Annotated in this window: 21 protein-coding genes; 12 read left to right on the top strand and 9 right to left on the bottom strand. The window is 58.2% G+C overall.

Features of this window, described 5'->3' with window-relative positions:
* Window positions 1–112: 112 nt before the first annotated feature.
* The gene (locus AC0IM9_RS17430; RefSeq protein ID WP_482804841.1) at window positions 113–607 is read left to right on the top strand and encodes a GFA family protein; all 495 of its coding nucleotides are present in this window, start codon (window positions 113–115) and stop codon (window positions 605–607) included.
* Window positions 608–690: 83 nt separating this feature from the next.
* On the opposite strand, the gene AC0IM9_RS17425 is transcribed toward AC0IM9_RS17430, so the two are convergent.
* From AC0IM9_RS17425 to AC0IM9_RS17410, 4 genes are read right to left on the bottom strand one after another with little or no spacing between them, the layout of a single operon-like run.
* The gene (locus AC0IM9_RS17425; RefSeq protein WP_482804840.1) at window positions 691–1,806 is read right to left on the bottom strand and encodes a HupE/UreJ family protein; all 1,116 of its coding nucleotides are present in this window, start codon (window positions 1,804–1,806) and stop codon (window positions 691–693) included.
* Window positions 1,803–2,987, bottom strand: coding sequence for a tetratricopeptide repeat protein (locus AC0IM9_RS17420; protein ID WP_482804839.1), 1,185 nt, complete (start codon window positions 2,985–2,987; stop codon window positions 1,803–1,805). Before AC0IM9_RS17420 ends, AC0IM9_RS17425 begins: the two co-directional genes overlap by 4 nt.
* A gap of 59 nt (window positions 2,988–3,046) precedes the next feature.
* Window positions 3,047–4,678 carry a DUF4331 domain-containing protein gene (locus AC0IM9_RS17415; protein WP_482804838.1) on the bottom strand — a complete coding sequence of 544 codons (1,632 nt, stop codon included), beginning with the start codon at window positions 4,676–4,678 and terminating at the stop codon, window positions 3,047–3,049.
* 43 nt (window positions 4,679–4,721) lie between these two features.
* Window positions 4,722–5,453: a DVUA0089 family protein gene (locus AC0IM9_RS17410; RefSeq protein ID WP_186289563.1), complete on the bottom strand. Its 732-nt coding sequence runs from the start codon at window positions 5,451–5,453 to the stop codon at window positions 4,722–4,724.
* Between the two features lie 428 nt (window positions 5,454–5,881).
* On the opposite strand from AC0IM9_RS17410, the gene AC0IM9_RS17405 reads away from it, so the two are divergent.
* Together AC0IM9_RS17405 and AC0IM9_RS17400 are read left to right on the top strand one after the other, a co-directional pair.
* Window positions 5,882–6,520 (top strand): sigma-70 family RNA polymerase sigma factor, encoded by a 639-nt coding sequence (locus tag AC0IM9_RS17405; protein ID WP_482804837.1) that lies wholly within the window; start codon window positions 5,882–5,884, stop codon window positions 6,518–6,520.
* Complete coding sequence (locus tag AC0IM9_RS17400; protein ID WP_482804836.1) at window positions 6,513–7,352, top strand: cupin domain-containing protein; 840 nt, start codon at window positions 6,513–6,515, stop codon at window positions 7,350–7,352. Before AC0IM9_RS17405 ends, AC0IM9_RS17400 begins: the two co-directional genes overlap by 8 nt.
* 7 nt (window positions 7,353–7,359) lie before the next feature.
* On the opposite strand, the gene AC0IM9_RS17395 is transcribed toward AC0IM9_RS17400, so the two are convergent.
* Window positions 7,360–8,952 (bottom strand): ABC-F family ATPase, encoded by a 1,593-nt coding sequence (locus AC0IM9_RS17395; RefSeq protein ID WP_482804835.1) that lies wholly within the window; start codon window positions 8,950–8,952, stop codon window positions 7,360–7,362.
* Between the two features lie 205 nt (window positions 8,953–9,157).
* Here AC0IM9_RS17395 and AC0IM9_RS17390 point away from each other — a divergent pair, with 205 nt between their 5' ends.
* Window positions 9,158–9,832 (top strand): glutathione S-transferase, encoded by a 675-nt coding sequence (locus tag AC0IM9_RS17390; RefSeq protein ID WP_482804834.1) that lies wholly within the window; start codon window positions 9,158–9,160, stop codon window positions 9,830–9,832.
* Window positions 9,826–10,137: a hypothetical protein gene (locus tag AC0IM9_RS17385; RefSeq protein WP_482804833.1), complete on the top strand. Its 312-nt coding sequence runs from the start codon at window positions 9,826–9,828 to the stop codon at window positions 10,135–10,137. The genes AC0IM9_RS17390 and AC0IM9_RS17385 overlap by 7 nt, the downstream gene beginning before the upstream one ends.
* Before the next feature lie 97 nt (window positions 10,138–10,234).
* Here the strand turns inward: AC0IM9_RS17385 and AC0IM9_RS17380 are convergent, their stop codons facing one another.
* On the bottom strand, window positions 10,235–10,390 hold the full coding sequence (locus AC0IM9_RS17380; protein ID WP_482804832.1) for a hypothetical protein: 156 nt from the start codon (window positions 10,388–10,390) through the stop codon (window positions 10,235–10,237).
* A 210-nt stretch (window positions 10,391–10,600) separates the two neighbouring features.
* On the opposite strand from AC0IM9_RS17380, the gene AC0IM9_RS17375 reads away from it, so the two are divergent.
* Together AC0IM9_RS17375 and AC0IM9_RS17370 are read left to right on the top strand one after the other, a co-directional pair.
* Window positions 10,601–10,885 carry a type II toxin-antitoxin system HicA family toxin gene (locus tag AC0IM9_RS17375; protein WP_140912316.1) on the top strand — a complete coding sequence of 95 codons (285 nt, stop codon included), beginning with the start codon at window positions 10,601–10,603 and terminating at the stop codon, window positions 10,883–10,885.
* A 53-nt stretch (window positions 10,886–10,938) separates the two neighbouring features.
* Window positions 10,939–12,192 carry a hypothetical protein gene (locus tag AC0IM9_RS17370; protein WP_482804831.1) on the top strand — a complete coding sequence of 418 codons (1,254 nt, stop codon included), beginning with the start codon at window positions 10,939–10,941 and terminating at the stop codon, window positions 12,190–12,192.
* A gap of 90 nt (window positions 12,193–12,282) precedes the next feature.
* Here AC0IM9_RS17370 and leuB read toward each other — a convergent pair whose 3' ends face one another.
* Complete coding sequence (gene leuB, locus AC0IM9_RS17365) at window positions 12,283–13,389, bottom strand: 3-isopropylmalate dehydrogenase (protein WP_278212474.1); 1,107 nt, start codon at window positions 13,387–13,389, stop codon at window positions 12,283–12,285.
* A 422-nt stretch (window positions 13,390–13,811) separates the two neighbouring features.
* On the opposite strand from leuB, the gene AC0IM9_RS17360 reads away from it, so the two are divergent.
* From AC0IM9_RS17360 to AC0IM9_RS17340, 5 genes are all read left to right on the top strand, one after another.
* On the top strand, window positions 13,812–14,039 hold the full coding sequence (locus AC0IM9_RS17360) for a hypothetical protein (protein ID WP_482804830.1): 228 nt from the start codon (window positions 13,812–13,814) through the stop codon (window positions 14,037–14,039).
* A gap of 368 nt (window positions 14,040–14,407) precedes the next feature.
* A complete protein-coding gene (locus AC0IM9_RS17355; protein ID WP_482804829.1) occupies window positions 14,408–14,932 on the top strand; it encodes a hypothetical protein in 525 nt (174 codons plus the stop codon).
* A gap of 25 nt (window positions 14,933–14,957) precedes the next feature.
* Window positions 14,958–15,260, top strand: a complete 303-nt coding sequence (locus tag AC0IM9_RS17350) for a hypothetical protein (RefSeq protein ID WP_482804828.1) — start codon at window positions 14,958–14,960, stop codon at window positions 15,258–15,260.
* A gap of 558 nt (window positions 15,261–15,818) precedes the next feature.
* Entirely contained in the window at window positions 15,819–16,274 is a 456-nt protein-coding gene (gene mscL / locus AC0IM9_RS17345) for a large conductance mechanosensitive channel protein MscL (protein WP_222101894.1), read from the top strand.
* Between the two features lie 283 nt (window positions 16,275–16,557).
* Window positions 16,558–17,154 (top strand): Uma2 family endonuclease, encoded by a 597-nt coding sequence (locus tag AC0IM9_RS17340; RefSeq protein WP_482804827.1) that lies wholly within the window; start codon window positions 16,558–16,560, stop codon window positions 17,152–17,154.
* Window positions 17,155–17,179: 25 nt separating this feature from the next.
* On the opposite strand, the gene AC0IM9_RS17335 is transcribed toward AC0IM9_RS17340, so the two are convergent.
* Together AC0IM9_RS17335 and AC0IM9_RS17330 are read right to left on the bottom strand one after the other, a co-directional pair.
* Window positions 17,180–17,902, bottom strand: coding sequence for a pseudouridine synthase (locus AC0IM9_RS17335; protein ID WP_482804826.1), 723 nt, complete (start codon window positions 17,900–17,902; stop codon window positions 17,180–17,182).
* A gap of 32 nt (window positions 17,903–17,934) precedes the next feature.
* Window positions 17,935–19,482 (bottom strand): hydroxymethylglutaryl-CoA lyase-like TIM-barrel protein, encoded by a 1,548-nt coding sequence (locus tag AC0IM9_RS17330; RefSeq protein ID WP_482804825.1) that lies wholly within the window; start codon window positions 19,480–19,482, stop codon window positions 17,935–17,937.
* Window positions 19,483–19,625 lie beyond the last annotated feature (143 nt).

Below are 19,625 nucleotides of genomic sequence, written 5' to 3'. Positions count from 1 at the left end.
CGGTTGGTGGCGGAACGGCTGTCGTGTTGGGGTTCCTGTCGTCACCCCAACCTACGCTCTGACTACCGGTAATAAATAGGGCCGGGTCAATAATCGTCCGGGGAAAGCGGTGATGACCAACCCGCTCGCGCCTATAAAACCTTGGGCGGCTAAAACTCGTGCAATACTTTTGCCCGACAGCACAGAGAACGGGATTGAGGAGGTCCTTGTGAAATATTACGGCCAATGCTTATGCGGTGCGATCCGCTATCAGCTTGCAGGCGATCCCAAGCTAGTCGCCTTGTGTCATTGCAAGGACTGCCGGAGAAGCGCCGGGGCGCCTATGGTGGCATGGGCGATGTTTCCTGAGTCAGCCCTGACTGTAACAGAAGGGCAACCAAAGACGATCAATTCGTCAGGTACCGCGATGCGCAGTTTTTGCGCCGAGTGTGGGAGCGGCCTGTTTTACCGCAACGCCGCGGTCCTTCCGGGGCTAGTCGATGTACAGACATCGACTCTCGACGACCCTGACGCCCTTGCACCTACAATGCAAATACAGGTGGCGGAGCGGCTCGTATGGATGAAACATATTCATGAGCTGCCAGAGTTCGAACGCTATCCGGTCTAAATCGAAGTGTCTGTGCTGACCTCCAATTCGGATGCACGAGCCGCCCTTTCCACCAGGCAGCTCAGCACCGAATCGGAATCCGCTCAGAAAATCGGCAAACTGATCTCCAGACTGCGCTCGGCCAGCCAGACGCAGGCCAGCGCCGCTATCGCTGCCGAGCCCCAGCGCAGCGCCGACTGCGAATAGACCGCAAACCGGCCGGCATAAACCACCAGCGGCAAAACCGCCGCCACCGCCGCCAACTGCCCGGCTTCGACGCCGAGGTTGAAACCCAACAGCGCGACCAGTTGCGAGCCGCGTGCGCTACCCATATCCAATAGCACGCTGGCGATACCCATGCCGTGAATCAAACCGAAGCCGAATGCCAGCCAGGCCCGGCGCCGAGACAGCAGCGGATAGATATTGTTCAGTGCCGCCAACGCCACCGATGCGGCAATTGCGGATTCCACCCAACGCGCCGGCAAGGCGATGACGTGCAATGCGGTCAGGCTCAAGGTCAGAGAATGCGCCAGCGTAAACGCGGTCACCACGGCGGCGGCGTCCCAGGCCGCCGTGCGCCAACTGCCGACGGCGCGCCAGCCGGTGCGATCCCAGGCCAGTCCGGCCGGCAGCAACAAGCTCAACAGAAACAACAGATGGTCGTAGCCGATCAGGATGTGCCGCATCCCCTCGCCGGCAAAACTGGCCAACACCGGCCAAATGCCGGTTTGGCTAGCCATATCGAAATCGATGCGGTGCGCGTCCGGCCCGAACACGGCCGGCCGATCGCTGCCGGCCCAACTGAACAGGCCGCGGTGCTGGGCGTCCAGATCGAAAAACAAGCGGTAATCCACCGACCACGGCCCGGCCGGGTCCGGGCAGGCCAGCGCAAAATTCAGCACGGCATAGTTGCCGTCGCTATGGCTATCGACTTGCAATGCGCCCGGCTGCAACGCGCAGGGCTGGCCGGCGCTGGCGACGGTCAGACGCTGCAAGGCATAAGCGAACACGGCATCGCCCAGCTCGCGCAATTCGCCCCAGGTGATGGCGCCGTCGCCGTTCGCATCCAGGCCCAAGGCATAATCCAGGTCGCGCAAGGCAATATCCCAGCGGCCTTGCCGGTGCGCACTGTCCAGACTCAAATAACTGTCGCTGGCTTTATGCGCCATGGCCGGGGTGCAGCAACACAAGCATAAGCAGAATACGGCCCAGCGCTTCATACTCCCTCCTCGCCGAAACGGGCGATCAACGGTTGCAAGCGGCTGTCCTGCACACCGCTGACGGCCAGGAAATCCAGCACCGGCCGCAACTCGGTCCGGGGTTTGCCGGCGGCCAGCGCCGCTTCCAGCAAGATCCTGGCGTCGCGCGGCTCGCGTTGAATCATCCAATTGGCTTGGGCCAATGCGAACGCCGCCTCGGCCTCATTGCACAGCTGCAATCGGAAGCGGGCTTCGTCGGCTTGGTGGCGGTTGTCGCCGCGCAGCCGCAACGCGGCAAACCGGGCCTGCAATGCTTCGGTATGGGCATTGCTATCCCGCTGCGACAAATGGCGTTCGGCCAGCGCCAGCCGTAACAGCAACGGGTCGGCGCGGGTGCGGTCGGCCAATAAATCGACCACCTCGGCGTAATGCTGCCGGTCCAACAGAAAATCGGCATAAGCGGCCAGCAGATAGCCGTCAGCCTCGGCTGCAGACAGCGCTTGCCGGTAATGGCGCTCGGCGGCGGCGACATCGCCGCGGCGTTCGGCGATTTCGGCCAACGTTACCAAAGCCCATTGCCGGTCGGTTGCGGCAGCCCCGGAAGCATGCTCGAGCGCCTGCTGCAACTGCCGGTAGGCCGTCTCGCTCTGCCCGGCCAGACTCAACACCGAATTGATGCAGACGGCGCCGACCAGCGCTGCGGCGGTTTTTGCTAACGGCAGACAACTGCCGGCGGCCGCGGCATAGTCGCCCTGCACTTCCAGAATCGCCGCCCGGGTCAACCAGGCCTGCGCCAGACGCGGCTGGACCGCCAAGGCCCGCTGCAACAACGCCAGCGCCGGCGCGAATTCGTGCCGGTTTTGCAGCAACGTGGCTTGCAGCGTCAACACTTCGGGATCGGCAGCTGGCCGCAGCAGCCAAGGCTGCAGGGCCGCTTCAGCGTAGCCGAAATAGCGCGGATCGGCCTCGGCCCGGCCCAACTCGATATAACGCCGGGCCAGTTGCAGCACCGGCGGCAACGCCTCCGGCTCGGCGGCAGCTTGCTGGCGCAAGGTGCGCAGTTCCAGCCAGTGGCTGCCGCGCGCCGGCAAAGTCTCGATCACCTGGCCGGCGTCGGCCGGCAGGTAGGCTTCAGCCCAAGCGGCCGGAAGCACCGACGCCAATCCGATAAACAAAGTTACCCATCTCCAACTATTTGCCATGATTGATCTCCGGATCGATGCGGCGGCGGCCAGGCCGCCACCGCAGTTGCAGCTAAGGCTCAGTTGCCCGGGCAATTGCCGGGTAAGTCAGTCAAGGCATTGAAGCAGCCGGCCTCGCCCGGATCGACGTGCCGGCTTTGGCGGCCGCTGTTGGCGAAGGCGACGTAAGGAAAGCTTTCCTGGTAGATGCGGTCGTTGCCGTTGACGCCGTCGGCGATGCGGTTGTTGGGAAAGCTGTTGAAGGACGGATTCAATACTCCGGCCACGGCCTGGGCGGCGATGTCGGTGACGTCGTCCGAGACCCGGCGGCCGTTGGGGAAACCGGCATTGTCGCCGGCCAGAAAGCCCATGCGTTGCCGTGCCGCGGCGACGGTCGGGCCGATGCCGGTGTTCAGTCGTAACAGGTCGGCCAAGGGTCCGCTCTGCCCGGCCGCACAGCCGGGGCAAATCGGCGCTGCGTAGAACACCAGCGGAGCCAGATCCAGCCGCGGCGGCGCCGGAATCGGTACCGCGCCGGCATAGGCGGCGTTCAGCACCCGCGCCAACAGCGGATCGAGCAGGTAATTGGCGAATGCCGCGTCGTTTTTCGGATCGCTCATGCTGAATTTGTCTTTGTCGCCGGTGCCGATCAACAATTCGTTGATCAACGGGTTACCCATGCGCTGGATCTGGGTATAGGCGTTCGCCAACTTGGGTTTGCCGCCCGGCTTGTCGGCATAGGCCTTGGTGCGCGGCCGCGATGTGGTGGCATAGGTACCGATCACGGCCAGCGCATCGCCGGCGGCATGCAGCTTGCCGTCCTGAGTCAATAGTGCAATCGGCAGTTCGATCGCAATCGAGTTGACATTGAAGCCGGCCACGTCGTCCGGGGCGTAATTCTTGCCGTTGTCGGCCGCCTGCGCGTCGGAAAACACGCCGGGAATGCCGGAGCCGAAGGCATCGCCGCGAAAATTGAAAGTATCGAACGCCGCACCCAGATCGATGTAGAACGGATCGTCCACCGTGCCGGCAAACACCCGGACGCCGCCGGCCAAATCGTAGATGCCCTGCCGGGCCAGGTCGGTGTAATTCGGCATCGTCCGCGGCCCGACGTTGGACGGCACCGCAAACAGTTTCTGCTGCCGGCTCAGATCGATGACCTGGCGGTTGGCGCCCTTGCCTTTGATCAAGGTCACGCTGTAACTTTGGCGCAAGCCCAGGCCCTCGGAACCGGGACCGTCCAACGCGGTGATCGCCGGCGGCACCACTGGACTGCCCGGCGCCACCGGAGCCGGCGAATTGGCCGGCGCGAAAATGCCGCTGCCGGCACCGACGAAGCCGGTGAACACGCCGGGCAAACGGTTTTCGGTTTTAAAACGAAATTGCAGCGTGACGTCTTCTTCGGCATCGAAGTTGTTGTCGACTTTCATCTCGTAGAGTATTTCCGGATCGAACCGAAAATAATTCGGGCCATTGCCGGGCTCCAGCAACGGATCGACGTTGAGTATCATCGTCACTTTGCTCGGATCGTCATAGCTGACGAAAGCGTACCAGTCGGTAATGTCGGCCTTGCTGTCCAGCGCCGTTAACGGCGCCTCGCGGTGGTTCGCGCTTTCGGCAGCCGGCAATCCGGCCAGATTGAGAATGGCACCGGCGAGCAAGGCCAGCGGCCAGCGCTTGCCGGGGGTTGTCGGTTGGATAGGCTGTTTCATAATCGGTCTCCTGTCGGATAAGTAAGCGGATACAAACTTCGCATCAGGCAATACGCGCCGGCATGCCATTCGGATGCAACGCGGCGGAAATTTTTTCGGCGCCGGTGTCCGGCTGGCCGCACAGGTAGCCCGGCCCGCGTTTCGGTTTGGCGTAGCGGCCGCCCAGCAAAAACAGGCCGGACAACCCGAGCAGCATCAGGGTCGGCGGTTCCGGGACCGTGGCCGCCTGCGCGGTATCGACGTTCAGAATGTGGAATTCCCAGGCAGCGGTGCGGTTGGCTTCGACCGGATCGTTGTTGCTGTCGAGCAGGATGCCTGCGCAGAACCGGCCGTTGGAGCAGCCGAAAGCGGCGGTAAAGTTCGGGTCGGCGTCGCGCAAGAAGCCGTCGGCCAACGCCGTGCTGGCCGAGAAATTGTCGTATTGGGTCAAGGTCGCAAGATAATCGCCGGCCGCCAGATTCAAGGCCAGGTAACTGTCGAACTCGCTGTAGTTGAAAACCGTGCCGTTGGAAACCTGGCTGCCGCCGGGGAAGCCGTCGTCCTGTTCCGCCAATTGGTTGCCGGCACTGTCCCACAGGCTCAGAATCGGATCGAAGCCGCCGCCGAGCCAGGACGAGGTAAATAAAGTGACGACGCCCGGTGCGCCGACCGTGAAATTGAAGCGCAACACGTCGTTGTCGTTGACGAAACTGCCGCTGAAGTCGAAGTCGGCGGCAGCGGCAGGCCCGGCGCTCAGACTCGCGGCGATCGCCGCCGCGCGAAGAATGGTTTTCATGATTTGGCACTCCAAAATTAGTGGTTGGCAAACGCAAGCCCCAACAGCAGCACGGCGTGCGCCGGCCGTTCGCATGGCTTGCAATCACCAATACGCGCCAAATCCGGTCGCGGATGCAGCTCGGCGAAAAAAACTTCGGCCCAAATCCGGCAGCGGCCGGTTCCGCGCGGCGACTATTTTTGGAAGCTGTTGCCTTTCAATGACTTGAGCCGGCGGCACTCTGCAGCGGGTTTGCCAGGCGAACGGAACCTGCTTTATAGTGACCGGCAAAACCCGACCGCTCCCCATAGCCTTGTGCCGTATCACGCCCGGTTGCCGACCGCATCGGTTGAATATGCTCACCAGCTCGCACATTTCAGCGCCAATCAACTCCCGCCCTGCATCCAAGCCGGCGTTTACCGCGTATTTACCGTAACGGAGCAACGGCAATGACGGACAGCAATTGGAACAATGATGACGAAGTGCAGGCGCCGGGCCGAACGACTGCGGTCGACGAAGCGCAATTGCAAAGCTGGATTGCCGCCATCGTCGATCAAGACCAGTTGGCGTTGGAACGACTCTACGATTGCCTGGTCGACCAGGTCTACGGCTTGGCGTTGCGGATAACCGGCCAGGTGCAATGCGCGGAGGAAGTGGCGCAGGATACGTTCTGGCAGGTCTGGCGGCAGGCGCCGCGTTTCGACCCGGCGCGCGGTTCGGTCAGGGCCTGGGTCATGACCATGGCCCGCAGCCGGGCGCTGGATGCGTTACGACAACGCGATACCCAGCAGACCGAATTGGCAGACGATGCCCTGGCCGCCGTCGCCGCGCCGGCAGGACAGATGCCGACCGATCTGCTCGGTGCGGTGCAACAAGGGCACCAGTTGCACGCGGCCTTGGCGCAGTTGGAACCGGTGCCGCGACAGTTGCTGGCGCTGGCCTTTTTCAGAGGGCTGAGCCACGACGAAATCGCCGAGAACTGCGGTTTGCCGTTGGGCACGGTCAAATCGCATATCCGGCGCGGATTACAGAGTATGCAGCATTTACTGACAGCCGATTTCGGCGAGGTTGATCGAACCGATGATTGAACAGCAACCGCCTCTACCCGGCTCGGAAGACGACGAGCTGGCACCGCTACGAAACCTGTTGGCGGAACACATCGCGCCGATTGCGCCGGCCGGCGAACGCCGCAACGCGATGCGGCGCGGGCTGCTGGCGCAAGTCGCAGCGGCCGTCGCCAAACAGGCCGGCCTGACCACGGTGCGGGCCAAGGACGGCGTCTGGCAAACCTTGAAAACCGGCATCCGGGTCAAACCGTTATGGGACGGCGGCAGCCTGGGCCGCTCGGTGTTGATCGAGTTCGCCGCCGGCGCCAGTCTGATCCCGCACCGACATAACAGTCTGGAGGAAGGCATCGTGCTGCGCGGCGATTTGGCGATGGGCGATTTGCGGCTGGGACCGCTGGATTACCATGCCGCCGCCGCCGGCAGCCGCCACGGCGCGATCCGCTCCGAGCGCGGCGCGCTGGCCTATCTGCGCGGCACTTCGCTGGGCGATAGCCGCGAGGTGTTGAAAGAAGTGTTGAGCGGTTTGCTGCCGTTCGGCGTCGGTCCGTCGCTGACGGCCCATGCCTCTGATATGAACGATTGGCCGGAAATCCTGCCCGGCGTCCGCAAGAAAACCTTGTGGATCGAAGGCGAACGCGAGTCGTGTTTTTACCGGCTGGAGGCCGGCGCCCGCTGTCCTGAGCACGGCCACGATACCGAAGAGGAATGCATGATGCTGGCCGGCGATTTGTTCATCGACGACCTGCTGCTACGCGCCGGCGACTACCAACTGGCACCGGCCGGCAGCGTCCACCGCGAGGTCTACACCGATGTCGGCGCCACCTTGTTCGTGCGCGGCGGCCGCAGCGATTGATCCGGGCTTAGCCGATATTCTGACTGTTCAGATAATCTTCGTAACTGCCGCTGAAATCGACGATGCCGTTCGGGGTTAACTCGATGATCCGGGTGGCCAGCGACGAGACGAATTCGCGGTCGTGGCTGACGAAAATCAAGGTGCCGGGATAGTTTTCCAAAGCCGCGTTCAAGGATTCGATCGATTCCATATCCAAATGGTTGGTCGGCTCGTCCAACACCATCACATTGTTTTTTTGCAGGATCAATTTGCCGAACAGCATCCGCCCCTGCTCGCCGCCGGAAATCACTTTCACAGATTTGTTGATCTCATCATTGGAAAACAACAAGCGTCCCAGCGTGCCGCGAATCGTTTGGTCGTCGTCGGATTCCTTCCGCCACTGGCCCATCCATTCGATCAGCGACATATCCTCGGCAAAATCCTCGGCGTGATCCTGGGCGAAATAACCGACGTCAGCGTTCTCCGCCCACTTCACTTCGCCGCTATCCGGCGTCAAATCGCCGACCAAGGTCTTCAATAAAGTAGATTTACCGATACCGTTGGGCCCGATCACCGCCACCCGTTCGCCGACCGCGATCATCATGTTCAGATTTTTGAACAATGGCTCTTCGCCATAACCCTTGGCCAAATCCTTGGCTTCCAATGCCAATCGGTACAATTTTTTGGCCTGATCGAAGCGAATAAACGGATTCACCCGGCTGGACGGCTTGACTTCGTCGAGTTTGATTTTCTCCAATTGCCGAGCCCTTGAGGTGGCCTGCTTGGCCTTGGAAGCATTGGCCGAAAAGCGGGCGACGAAGGTTTGCAACTCGGCAATCTGCGCCTTTTTCTTGGCATTGCTGGCCAGCAATTGCTCGCGCACCTGGGTCACGGCAGTCATGTAATCGTCGTAATTGCCCGGATAAACCCGCAGTTCGCCGTAATCCATATCGGCCATATGGGTGCAGACGCTGTTCAAAAAGTGGCGGTCATGCGAGATGATCACCATCGTCGAATTACGCTCGTTCAGCACGTTTTCCAGCCAGCGGATGGTGTTGATGTCCAGGTTGTTGGTCGGCTCGTCCAACAGCATGATGTCGGGATTGGAGAACAAGGCTTGTGCCAGCAACACCCGCAATTTCCAGCCTGGCGCCACCGCGCTCATCGGGCCGTTATGCTGTTCCAGCGGAATATCCAGGCCCAGCAGTAACTCGCCGGCCCTGGCTTCGGCGGTATAGCCGCCGAATTCTGCAAATACCGTTTCCAGATCGGCGGCGCGCATGTAATCGTCTTCGCTGGCTTCCATATTGGCGTAAATCGCGTCGCGCTCGGACATCGCAGCCCACATTTCGGCGTGGCCCATCATCACCACGTCCAGCACCCGCTGGTCTTCGTAGGCGAACTGGTTCTGGCGCAGGATGCCGAGGCGCTCGTTGGCATCGAGGCTGACATTGCCGGACGACGGATCCAGATCGCCGCTCAGGATTTTCATGAATGTAGACTTGCCGCAGCCGTTGGCGCCGATCAGGCCGTAGCGGTTGCCGTTGCCGAACTTGACGGAAACGTTTTCGAACAGGGGCTTGGCCCCAAATTGCATGGTGATATTGGCTGTAGAGATCAAGGGAATGTCCGTAAATGGTCAACAGAATGGCGATTGAGTACCTGAGGCGCGATTACGCATCGGCAACGGCAAAACAAAGCGGCGATTTTACCAGAGTTTGGCCGGGGCCGATTTGCAATGGCCGTAAAACGACAGCCCGGCGCCTGTTACAATCGGCGCCCAACATTCGCTTCAACAACCTGCAACTGCCCAAGCCGGCGAGGCCATGACTGCATCCAGCCACCCTATTCTTTACAGTTTTCGCCGCTGCCCGTATGCGATGCGCGCCCGCTTGGCGATCGCCGCAGCGGGCCTTTGCGTCGTGATCCGCGAAATCGAACTGCGGGCCAAGCCGGCGGAAATGCTGGCAATCTCGGCCAAGGGCACGGTACCGGTGTTGCTGCTGCCGGACGGCCGGGTCATCGACGAAAGCCTGGACATCATGCAGTGGGCCTTGGCGCAGCACGATCCGCTAGGCTGGCTGCCCGCTTCGGATAAAGCCGACGCCAAGCAGCTGATCGCAAGCAACGACGGCGATTTCAAATACTGGCTGGACCGCTACAAATACGCCGACCGTTATCCAGAACATCCGGCCGAGCACTATCGGCAACAGGGCGAACGTTTCCTGGCCGAACTGGAGCAGCGCCTGCAACGCAACCCCGGTTTCTGCGGCGAGGGTTTCGGTCTGGCCGACGCCGCGATTCTGCCGTTTATCAGACAGTTCGCCGCGGTGGACGCCGCCTGGTTCGCCGCATCGCCCTACCCGGCTTTGCGCGCAGCCTTACAACAATTGGTCGAATCCGAGCTATTCGGCAAGGCCATGGAAAAATACCCGGTCTGGCAAGCAACGGATGCGGCCAACTTTTTCGGAGCCCATCCCGACAGGAGCAGCTTATGCTGAAAATCTATAGAAAAGTCGTCGTCATCGATTCGAATCCGGCCGATCCGCGACTACCGCCGCCGCCCAAGTCCTTGTCGCAGCGCCTGTCCGGCTTATTGGCGATTCCGGCCATGGTCGCCGGTGCCATCGTCGGCACCTTGGTATTTTCGGCGCTGTTTGCCATTCTGCTGATTCCGTTGTCGATCGTCGGTTTCAAACTCTGGCGCGCCTGGCGCAATGCCCAACGCCAGCAGGCCGAGCAAACCCTGGACGCCGAGTACACCGTCATCTCCAGCGAGCACGACGACAACCGCCCCGGCCGCTAACCGCCCCGCAAAAAAAAGGCCTCTAACCTTGCGGGAAGAGGCCACGTAAGATGCAGAGCATTTACAACGAGGAGGTACTACGAAAATCGGGAAACGCTTAAATCCGGACCGGTTTGGCAACGCTCAGGTTGCTGGCCAACGAGGCCGCGCCGAACAGCAATGTCGACAGCACGAACTCGCCCGACACGAAGCTGAAAATACCGGTGGTGAAAAACAGGCCGGTAACGATGTCTTTGAATTTTGACTGGTTCATTTTTCCGCCTTGACTGAATTAAGTCGAATCGTTGAAGTTGGGTTAACTATAAACCTTTAATTTTTATTTACAATAAGCCTGTTTATAGATGATTTGTTTCTTTATGAGAAACAAAAATCGACACCGACCCGCCCGCCACGACATCGGACGGAAAATGACTGAGCATTTTTCAGGCAATCCTTTAGCCACACTATTCAGGAGTACGCCGCCATGAGCCACCATCTAAACCTGCTCCGCGCGATATTTCAGGACCCGGTCAGCGGCAACTTGCACTGGCGCGACATCGAATCTTTGTTGCGCCACTTGGGCGCCAACGTCCAACCCAGCCACGGCGCGCGCTTTCATGTGGTGTTGAACAACGTCGAAGGTTTTCTGCACCACCCGCACCACAGCGGGGTTTGCAGTAAACAAGAGATTAAACACATCCGCGAATACCTCAGCCATGCCGGCATCAGCGTGGCGCAATACGAAGCGGACCGGCACAAATCCGGTTAAGCGTCGGTTGCCGCGTTCATTTCAAGGATGACTCCATTACCAGCGCGTAAGCGATGAGACTATTCGGAAAGTTGTGCCGGCTGGCGTTCATGCTGACGCCGGTGTTAATCGCGCTGGCGATTTACGCTGGGCTGGACGCCAAACCTTTGTTGCAAAGCCGCGCCGAATTGACCCCGGAGCAAATCGGCCGCGCCCGGCAATTGTTCCACCAAAACGACCCGCGCCGGCTGCGCTCCGGCACGACCGCCCGCCTCAGCCTGGAGCAAGCCGATCTGGACCTGGCTTTGAACTATTGGGCCAACCAATTCGCCGGCGCCAGCGCCAGCTTGCAGTTGGAACAAAATCGGGCCCGGATCGACGCCACCTGGCCATTGCCGGCCAATCCGTTCGGCGGCTACTTGAATCTGCGGCTGCAACTGCGGCAGAAAATCGGCTTGCCGCAGATCGAATCGGCCCGCCTCGGCTCGCTACGGATACCGGGGCCGCTCGCCGAACTGACCGTCAAAGCCGCTGTAGCGGCACTACCGTTGCCGATCGACCTGAAACTCGTCGCCGGCCTCGTCCAGCATGTGCAGTTCCTGCCGCAACGCGCCAGCGTGTATTACCGCTGGCAAGCCGATTTGCCGGGCAAATTGCGCCGCGCCCTGCTGGCCGACGCCGAAGCCCAAATCCTGGAGCCGTACCAGCGCCGACTGGCCGAACTGAGCCGAAACACGCCGGACCGCGCCAGCCTGACGGCATTGATGCAGCCGCTGTTTCAACTGGCGCAACGTCAAAGCCGGACCGGCGACCCTATCGCCGAAAACCGCGCGGCGATTTTGGTGCTGACGCTTTATGTCAACGGCATTCCGTTAGCCAAAGCGGTACCTCAGGCAGCACTTTGGCCGCGCCCGGTCCGGCACACATTGCTGCTGAACGGCCGCGACGATTTGACCAAGCACTATTTGGTGTCGGCGATGCTGGCGGCCTACTCCGGCACACCGTTGGCCGATGCGGTGGGTCTATACAAAGAAATCCAGGACTCGCGCGGCGGCAGCGGTTTTTCGTTTCCCGACCTAGCCGCAGACCGGGCCGGCACCCGAATGGGCGAAACCGCCGTGGCCGACCGCAGCCAAGCCCTGCGGGTGCAGCAACGTCTAACCCAGGCCGGCGAAGCGGAGCTGATGCCGGCCACCGCCGACTTGGTCGAATCGATGACCGAAGCCGAGTTCATCCAGCGCTTCGGCGGCTTCGACGGCGTTGCCTACCGGCAAACCCTGGCAACCATCGAACGCCGCATCGCCGAACTGGCGCTGTTCCGGGATTGAATCGGCAGAATTCGGCCAATAAAAAAGGCGGGCCCTTACGGCGCCCGCCTTTAACTGGGTTTTAGGCCGATTCGGCTTTGCCGCCGGGATTTAAACCTTAGGCATCGCCCGCAGTTTTTCGACCACTTTGTCGCCAAATTCCTGGGTGCTGATCATCGTTACGCCACTGCCCGGCTTGGACAGGTCGGCTGTCGAGTAACCGTCGCCGAACACGCCCTGCATCGCCGCCCAGACGTTTTTGGCTTCGTCTTCCATATCGAAGCTGTTTTCCAACATCATCGCCACCGAGCCGATCATCGAATACGGGTTGGCGATGTTCTTGCCGGCGATATCCGGCGCCGAGCCGTGCGACGGCTCGTAATACGCCTTGTCGGGACCGATACAGGCCGACGGCATCAAGCCCAGCGAACCCAAGATACCACCGCCTTGGTCGCTCAAAATGTCGCCGAACATGTTTTCCATCACCATCACGTCGAACTGGGTCGGTTTCAGGCACAGCGCGGTGGCGGCGGCGTCGACCAGATAATTGACAACCTGCACGTCCGGATAGTCCTTCGCCACTTCTTCCATCACCTCGTTCCACAATACGCTGGACATCAGCACGTTGCTTTTATGGATGTTGTGCAGCAACTTGCGGCGTTTTTGCGCCAGCTTGAAGGCCTCGTGCATGATGCGGCGAATTTGCTCTTCGTCGTATTCCAGGGTTTCGCGGACATAGCGCTGACCTTGCTCGTTGACGCCGCGCTCTTTGTTACCGAAGTACAAGCCGCCGACCAATTCGCGGACCATGATCAAATCGATGCCCTCGCCAATAACTTCCGGCTTCAACGGCGAGAAATGCGCCAGCGATTTGGGCAAGGACACCGGGCGGAAGTTGGCGTAGGTGTTGTAACGGCGGCGCATTGGCAGCAGCGCGCCGCGTTCCGGTTGTTTTTCGACCGGAATTTTCTTGGATTCCTCGTGGCTCAAGCCAATCGGACCTTTCAGGATCGCGTCGGCCTGATCGCAGATGTCGATGGTGGCTTGCGGGAAGGCGTCGCCGGTTGCGAAGTAAGCGCAGGCACCGAACAAGGCCGGCAGCAATTCGAACTGGACGTCGTTGCGCTCTTCGATGACTTTTAAAACCTTGATGGCTTCCGCGGTGATTTCAGGGCCGATACCGTCGCCGGCCAGGACTGCGATTTTGTAGTTTTTCATGGGATGGTGCTGGTTGAATGGATAAATCGATAAATACGGACTGAGATCCGAGCAATAAACCTACCGATTTTACCAGATAGCGCAGGTCGTAACGCCCGGAAATAACGTTTGCACACACTGCCGCTGCATTGCCCTGCTTCCGCATTTGATAGGTCAAACCGCTTACTGCCGCCGTAGTGCTGCGACGACAGGCCAGCCCAGCTGCCAAGCAAACGAATTGCATCCCGTCCGAACGCGACTGGATAGAAACAGACCTAAAAAGCTGGCCGATCAAGGATTGCGAGGCTTCGCCGGACAATCGTTTCGGCAGGTTGAGTATTGGAAATATCGACTGTAGGGTTTATAACCAAGGCAAGTTTCAATCGATTGACGCCATTTAACCGCCATGTTTACACTCCCGTTCAAATACTCAAGAAGCAGCCATGAGCGAAGCCGTAGTCGACATTCAGCAATCGGGCAATAACCTGGGCGTGCGCCTGCCGGCGGCCGTAAAGCCGAACCAACCAGCTACGTGCTCTGCGACCCAACCCAAGTTGTTCGACTGGCGCTTGGGCAAAGCCAATCCGTATCCGCTCAAATCCTTGCCGGGCGATTTGTTCGTTCAGGTTTGTGAGCGGTTAAATCAGATGCTTCAGATTGGTTCGGGCTGATATTGCTGAGCGCTTCGTTAACGTTTCCGTCGGCTGGATTGAATAGCATCAAACCCAGTATTGATGGCTTTGGCACTGGATTTCACTGTCGTTCTAGCTAGCCCTGCATGTCCAGTACTATGCCCCTCAATGCCGTTAAATTAAGGAATAGAGGCTGGTTCACATCCTGTAGGAACAGGCCATGCCTACAACCGAAGGCTTATGATCGCGGGCAGGGCCCGCTCCTACCATCCTTAACTTAACGACATTGCCATGCCCCTCACCGGTGCCTACGCCGGCCAGAGCTTGACGGATAACGACCTGCCCGCGGCCGGTGCTGCGACACCATAATGATGAAACCTAGAGAATAGTAGCGTGAAAAAACAGTGATGTGGAAATTAAATTTTTTAGTTAACAATCAACGAAAAAAAATAGTATTTTTAGTTGTTCTGTTTTTTGCTTTTTTAGCACAGCGTGATTTGAGTAATTTGTTATTTGAAGCACCAGATTTTAACAAGTTAACTGTTAGTGAAGGCATAATAAAAATTCATAAAGGGCAAGGACGAGTACGAGACACTTTTTCTTTGCTTATTAACAACCAAGAAATGGTGTTTAGTTGCGGAATTAACGAATGTCTGCCAATTAACAAGACATTTGATTATCAAGGCAAGGCAGCGAAAGCGTGGTCGTATGAGACCAAAAATATTGGCCTAATGGGGAGTGAGAATTTGCTGTACCAACTAGAAATTAATGGGAAAATAATACTTAACTATCAAGATCAAGCGAAGCACTACATATCGACAAAATATTTTTCGCCGGCCATAAATTTAGTATTTTTTATTCTCGGAGCGGTGTTATTTATTTTATTACAATTTTCTAATAACCCGATACTACCTACAAGGAATGAAAAATGACTAAAATTTTTAAGAAAAAAAGCAAGTGTTATTTAATAAGGTTTTGTCATTGGTGAGAACTGGTGACTACAAAACCGCTGCAATTCTCCGAACATCAAAGACGCTTCTTAAAATATTGGCCGCCACGATTGTTTTAATTAAACTAATTTATATTGTTGCCCCAAATGACGATTCAATTTTTTATCAAGCGATTATTGTCGCTATTTCTATCTTAAGCTCAATTGCAGACTGGCATTATGACTGGAAAAATTTGGAGGTAAGGTTTACAAGCAACTCCTCTGATCCCGATGCTAAACAAATAACTAGAAAAATAATGAAGATTCGGTAATATTTATCTGCCCACTCTCCAATCCCTGGACGCTCCAGCCCGCTTATGGCAATAATCAGCAGGCATTGCGCCGCATGTACTCAACCTGCTACTGATTTTGCATCGTTCCCGCGCTCAAATCGATGATAATGGCTATTAACCGACCGAACCGTGGCGGAAACGGATTGCGCAGATCAAATCGCGGTCGGGAGGAATACCGCAGGATACAAATCGCGTACCTTTCTGGGCTAACGATTGCAAGGCCTAAAAATGTTCACCATGCTTATCCACCCTGGTTTGGACGGGCAAATACGGGCAGACATTCCACGAAAGCGCAGCTAATTAAACCGGGTTTGTCGGCTTAGCTGATAAGGTAGCGACTTCTTCCCATGATTTACTTGTTACATTGAATAGAGTCCGCCTAGTCAGCAAACCAATTTATCTGGTATCGTTGTCGGCGAAAGCCTACAAGCGATCCAGTCAAATCGGTTAGCCGTAGCGTTTTCAAATACCTATAACGTGGCGGCGACCCTTGCACGCCACGAATCCAGAATCATCCGTCAAAAACCGAGGCTTATCGTGAAAACATTAGAAGAATTCAAAAAATTTATCTTGAAAGGCAACGTGGTTGATCTATCTACCGGTGTGATTATCGGCGCCGCATTTACCGGCATCGTGACGGCGTTTACCAAAGGTATCGTCGAGCCTATCCTGGCATTGGCCGGCGGCGGCCCGCAACCGAAATTGACGATTCCGATTATGGAAAAAATGGTGGAAGTGACCGAAAAAAATGCCGCCGGAGAAAGTGTCACCCATATGGTCAACAAATTGATCGAGTTGGACCTGGGCGGCATTATCGGCGCTGTGGTCAGTTTCCTGATCACCGCGGCAGTGGTGTTTTTCGTGATCGTTAAACCGATGAACAAGTTGGTGGAAATGTCCAACCGCAACGCGCCAGCAGAACCAACTCCGGAACCGGTCATTCCCGAAGACGTTAAATTGCTGACCGAAATCCGCGATTTGCTGAAAAAATAAACCCGGCCCTACGGAAGGGGTTAACGACGCAACCCCTTCCCCTCTAAACCTTGTAGGTCGGGTTAGCCTAGCGTAATCCGACGACGCTCCGCACCCAGTCTGGTCACGCCCGCCGACCATCAACTCAAGGCATACGGTTGCCTCACCCCTTTGAACCGTTTCCGGGTTCAAACCGATCTTACCGACGATTTAACCGACCGAACCTAGGCGGAAAAGGTTTGCGCAGTTCACATCGCGGCCGGGAGGAGTAGAATTAGGCCGACCAGCAACGGAGGATAGAACTATGGCAGTTACCGAAAAGTTGAAGTTGAGCTGCGCCGAGTATCTGCAAGGCGAAGAGAGCGCGACGGTAAAACACGAATATTTGGACGGCGAGGTCTGGGCCATGGTCGGCGCCAGCGATGCGCATGTTTCAATTGCGATGAACCTGGCCTTTCTGCTGAAGCAAGCGCTGAAGGAATCGCCTTGCCGGGCCTATATTTCCGACATGAAAGTCAACGTCGCTGCGGCCAACGCCTTCTTTTACCCGGACGTACTGGTGAGTTGCAATCCCAAAGACCGGGACAACCGTTTGTTCAAACAACACCCGGTATTCATCGCCGAGGTATTGTCGCCCTCCACCGAAGCCTTCGACCGCGGCGCCAAGTTTGCCGCTTACCGCCAACTCGACAGCCTGCAGAGCTATTGGTTGATCGACAGCCGGACTCAGGCCATCGATTGCTTCAGGCGCACCGCAGACAACGCCTGGCTGTTGCACAGCCATACCGGACCTGACGATAAACTGGCAATTCCGGAGCTGAATTTGGAACTGGATTTTGCCGAAATATACGCCGACGTCGCGCTGGATTCCGAGCCGCCGCTGACGGCAACCCTCGGTTAAGCCGCTAAGCCAAGCCCGCCCCGCCCTACCCCGCAAACACCGACAACACCCGCAAAAAACTGTCCTCCAATTCCGCCTGCAAATGCAATCTCTCGCCGGTCGCCGGATGCGCAAAAACCATCTCGGTCGCGGCCAGCATCAAACGGCCCTGGCCGAAACGTTCCGCAAAATAACGGTTATGGCGGCCGCGGCCGTGATTGGCGTCGCCGATGATGGGGTGGCTGATGTGCTTCATGTGCCGGCGCAATTGATGTTTGCGGCCGGTTTCCGGGTAGAGCTCGACCAGGCTATAGCGGCTGGTGGCGTGGCCTTCGATGGCGACCGGAATTTCCGTTGTCGCCAGCCGCCGGTAACGGGTGCGGGCCTCGCGTTCCGCTTGCGGCTCGCCTTTCAGCCGGCGGTCTTCCGGTTCGTCGCGTAACGGATGGTCGATCAGGCCTTGTTCCGGCGTCCAGCCGCGGACCATGGCTTGGTAGGTTTTGCACACGTCGCCGGCCATCAGCGCTTTGCCCAGGCTACTGGCGGTTTGCGGGTCGCGGGCGAACACCAGCAGACCGGAAGTGGGTCGGTCCAGCCGGTGCACCGGGTAGACGTGTTCGCCGCCGTTCAAGGCCCGGGCGTATTGCAGGGCAAATTCGGTTTCGTGCTTGTCGATCGGGCTGCGGTGCACCAGCAAGCCGGCCGGCTTGTGCACCGCCAGCAACCACGCGTCGCGGTAAATTTCGATGAGAGGATTGTTTAACCGCACGGAACGAGCCGGCCGGATACGCGAAGCGAAGCCTACGCCTTTGGGCTGGCAGCCATCTCGTGCAATTGAATGTTGATCAATTTGATCGTCGCCAAAATGCCGGCAAACACTTGGTTGACGTGGACGCCGCGGGTCTTGCGCAACTCGCTGCCGCAATCCCAGGTGATTACGCACTCGGTCAGCGCGCTGGTATGGCCGCCTTTCGGGATGCGGATTTCGTAATCGGCCAGTGTCGGCAGCCGGTAATCGTACTTTTCCAGCACTTTGCCGATGGCATCGATAAAGGCGTCGAAGCCGCCGCTACCGGCGCCGGTAGCCTGATGTTTTTCGCCTTTGACGTCCACCCGCAAGCTGACGGTAGACGGCAAATCCAAGCCGCTATTGATTGCGCAAGCCAATAATTTGATGTGCTGGTAACTCTTGCTTTCCAGCACGTCGGCGATGATGAACGGCAGATCGTCGGTGGTGATGGTCTGCTTGGAATCGCCGATGCTGACGATGCGCGCCAGCACTTTTTTCTGATCTTCTTCGGATAAATCCAGTTCGAGCTGTTCCAGATTTTTCTTCAACGAAGCCTTGCCGCTCATTTTGCCCAGTGCGTAACTGCGGGTGCGCGAGAAGCGTTCCGGACCGAGCTTGGTTTTGTACAACCCGCCCTTCTGGTCGCCGTCGGCGTGGATTCCGGCAGTCTGGGTAAAAACGTCGGCGCCGACGATGGGTGCGTTGGCCGCGACCCGCTTGCCGGAAAAGTTTTCCACCATGTCGCTGATCCGCACCAGATGGCTTTCGTCGATCGCCAATTCCAGCCCCATCTTGTCGCGCAACACCACGGCCACTTCCGCTAGCGAGGCGTTACCGGCCCGCTCGCCCAGGCAATTGATGGTGCAGTGCACCGCGCTGACCCCGGCCCGCACCGCCGCCATCACGTTGGCGGTCGCCAAACCGTAATCGTTGTGCGGATGGAAATCGAATTGCACTTCCGGATAACGCTGGCACATGTCGCTGAAGCTGGCGAACACCTCGTCGGGCGCCATCACGCCCAAGGTATCCGGCAGCATGAAATGGCTGACCGGGCTTTGCCGCAGCCGATCCATCAAACCGTAGACGTAATCCGGGCTGTTCTTGTAACCGTTGGACCAATCCTCCAGATAGACGTTGACCTTCAAACCTTGCTCATGGGCATAGCCGATGGTTTGCAACACGTCGGCGCTGTGCTGATCCAGGGTCTTGCCGAGTTGCTCGCGGCAATGTTTCTCGCTGCCCTTCGCCAATAGATTGATGACCCGGCCGCCGGTGGATTTGATCCAATCCACGCTGCGGGTATGGTCGACAAAACCCAGCACTTCGACGCGCTCGGCAAAACCTTCCTGCCGCGCCCATTGGTTGATCAGTGTCACCGCTTCCTTCTCGCCTTCCGACACCCTGGCCGACGCCACCTCGATCCGGTCGACGCGCAGGTTTTGCAACAAGGCTTTGGCAATGCTGACTTTCTCCATCGGCGTGAAGGCCACGCCCTGGGTTTGCTCGCCGTCGCGCAGCGTCGTATCCATCAATTGAATGTGTCTGGCCGATGTAGACATGGTTTTCGTCGGTGTTGGTCGAGGTATTGCGCCCGGCAGCGAAACGCAATTGCGCGCCTATCGCCGCCGGGCTTGACCGGTTATTGTCCCTCAACCGGCACCCGCTTTGCAATTTGCGGCCGGATTCGTCGCCTGCACCCGGC

This window comes from Methylomonas sp. Uni0011 (assembly GCF_056850255.1).
Note: the sequence above shows the minus strand (reverse complement) of the source record. Positions and strands in the feature narration are given on the sequence as shown.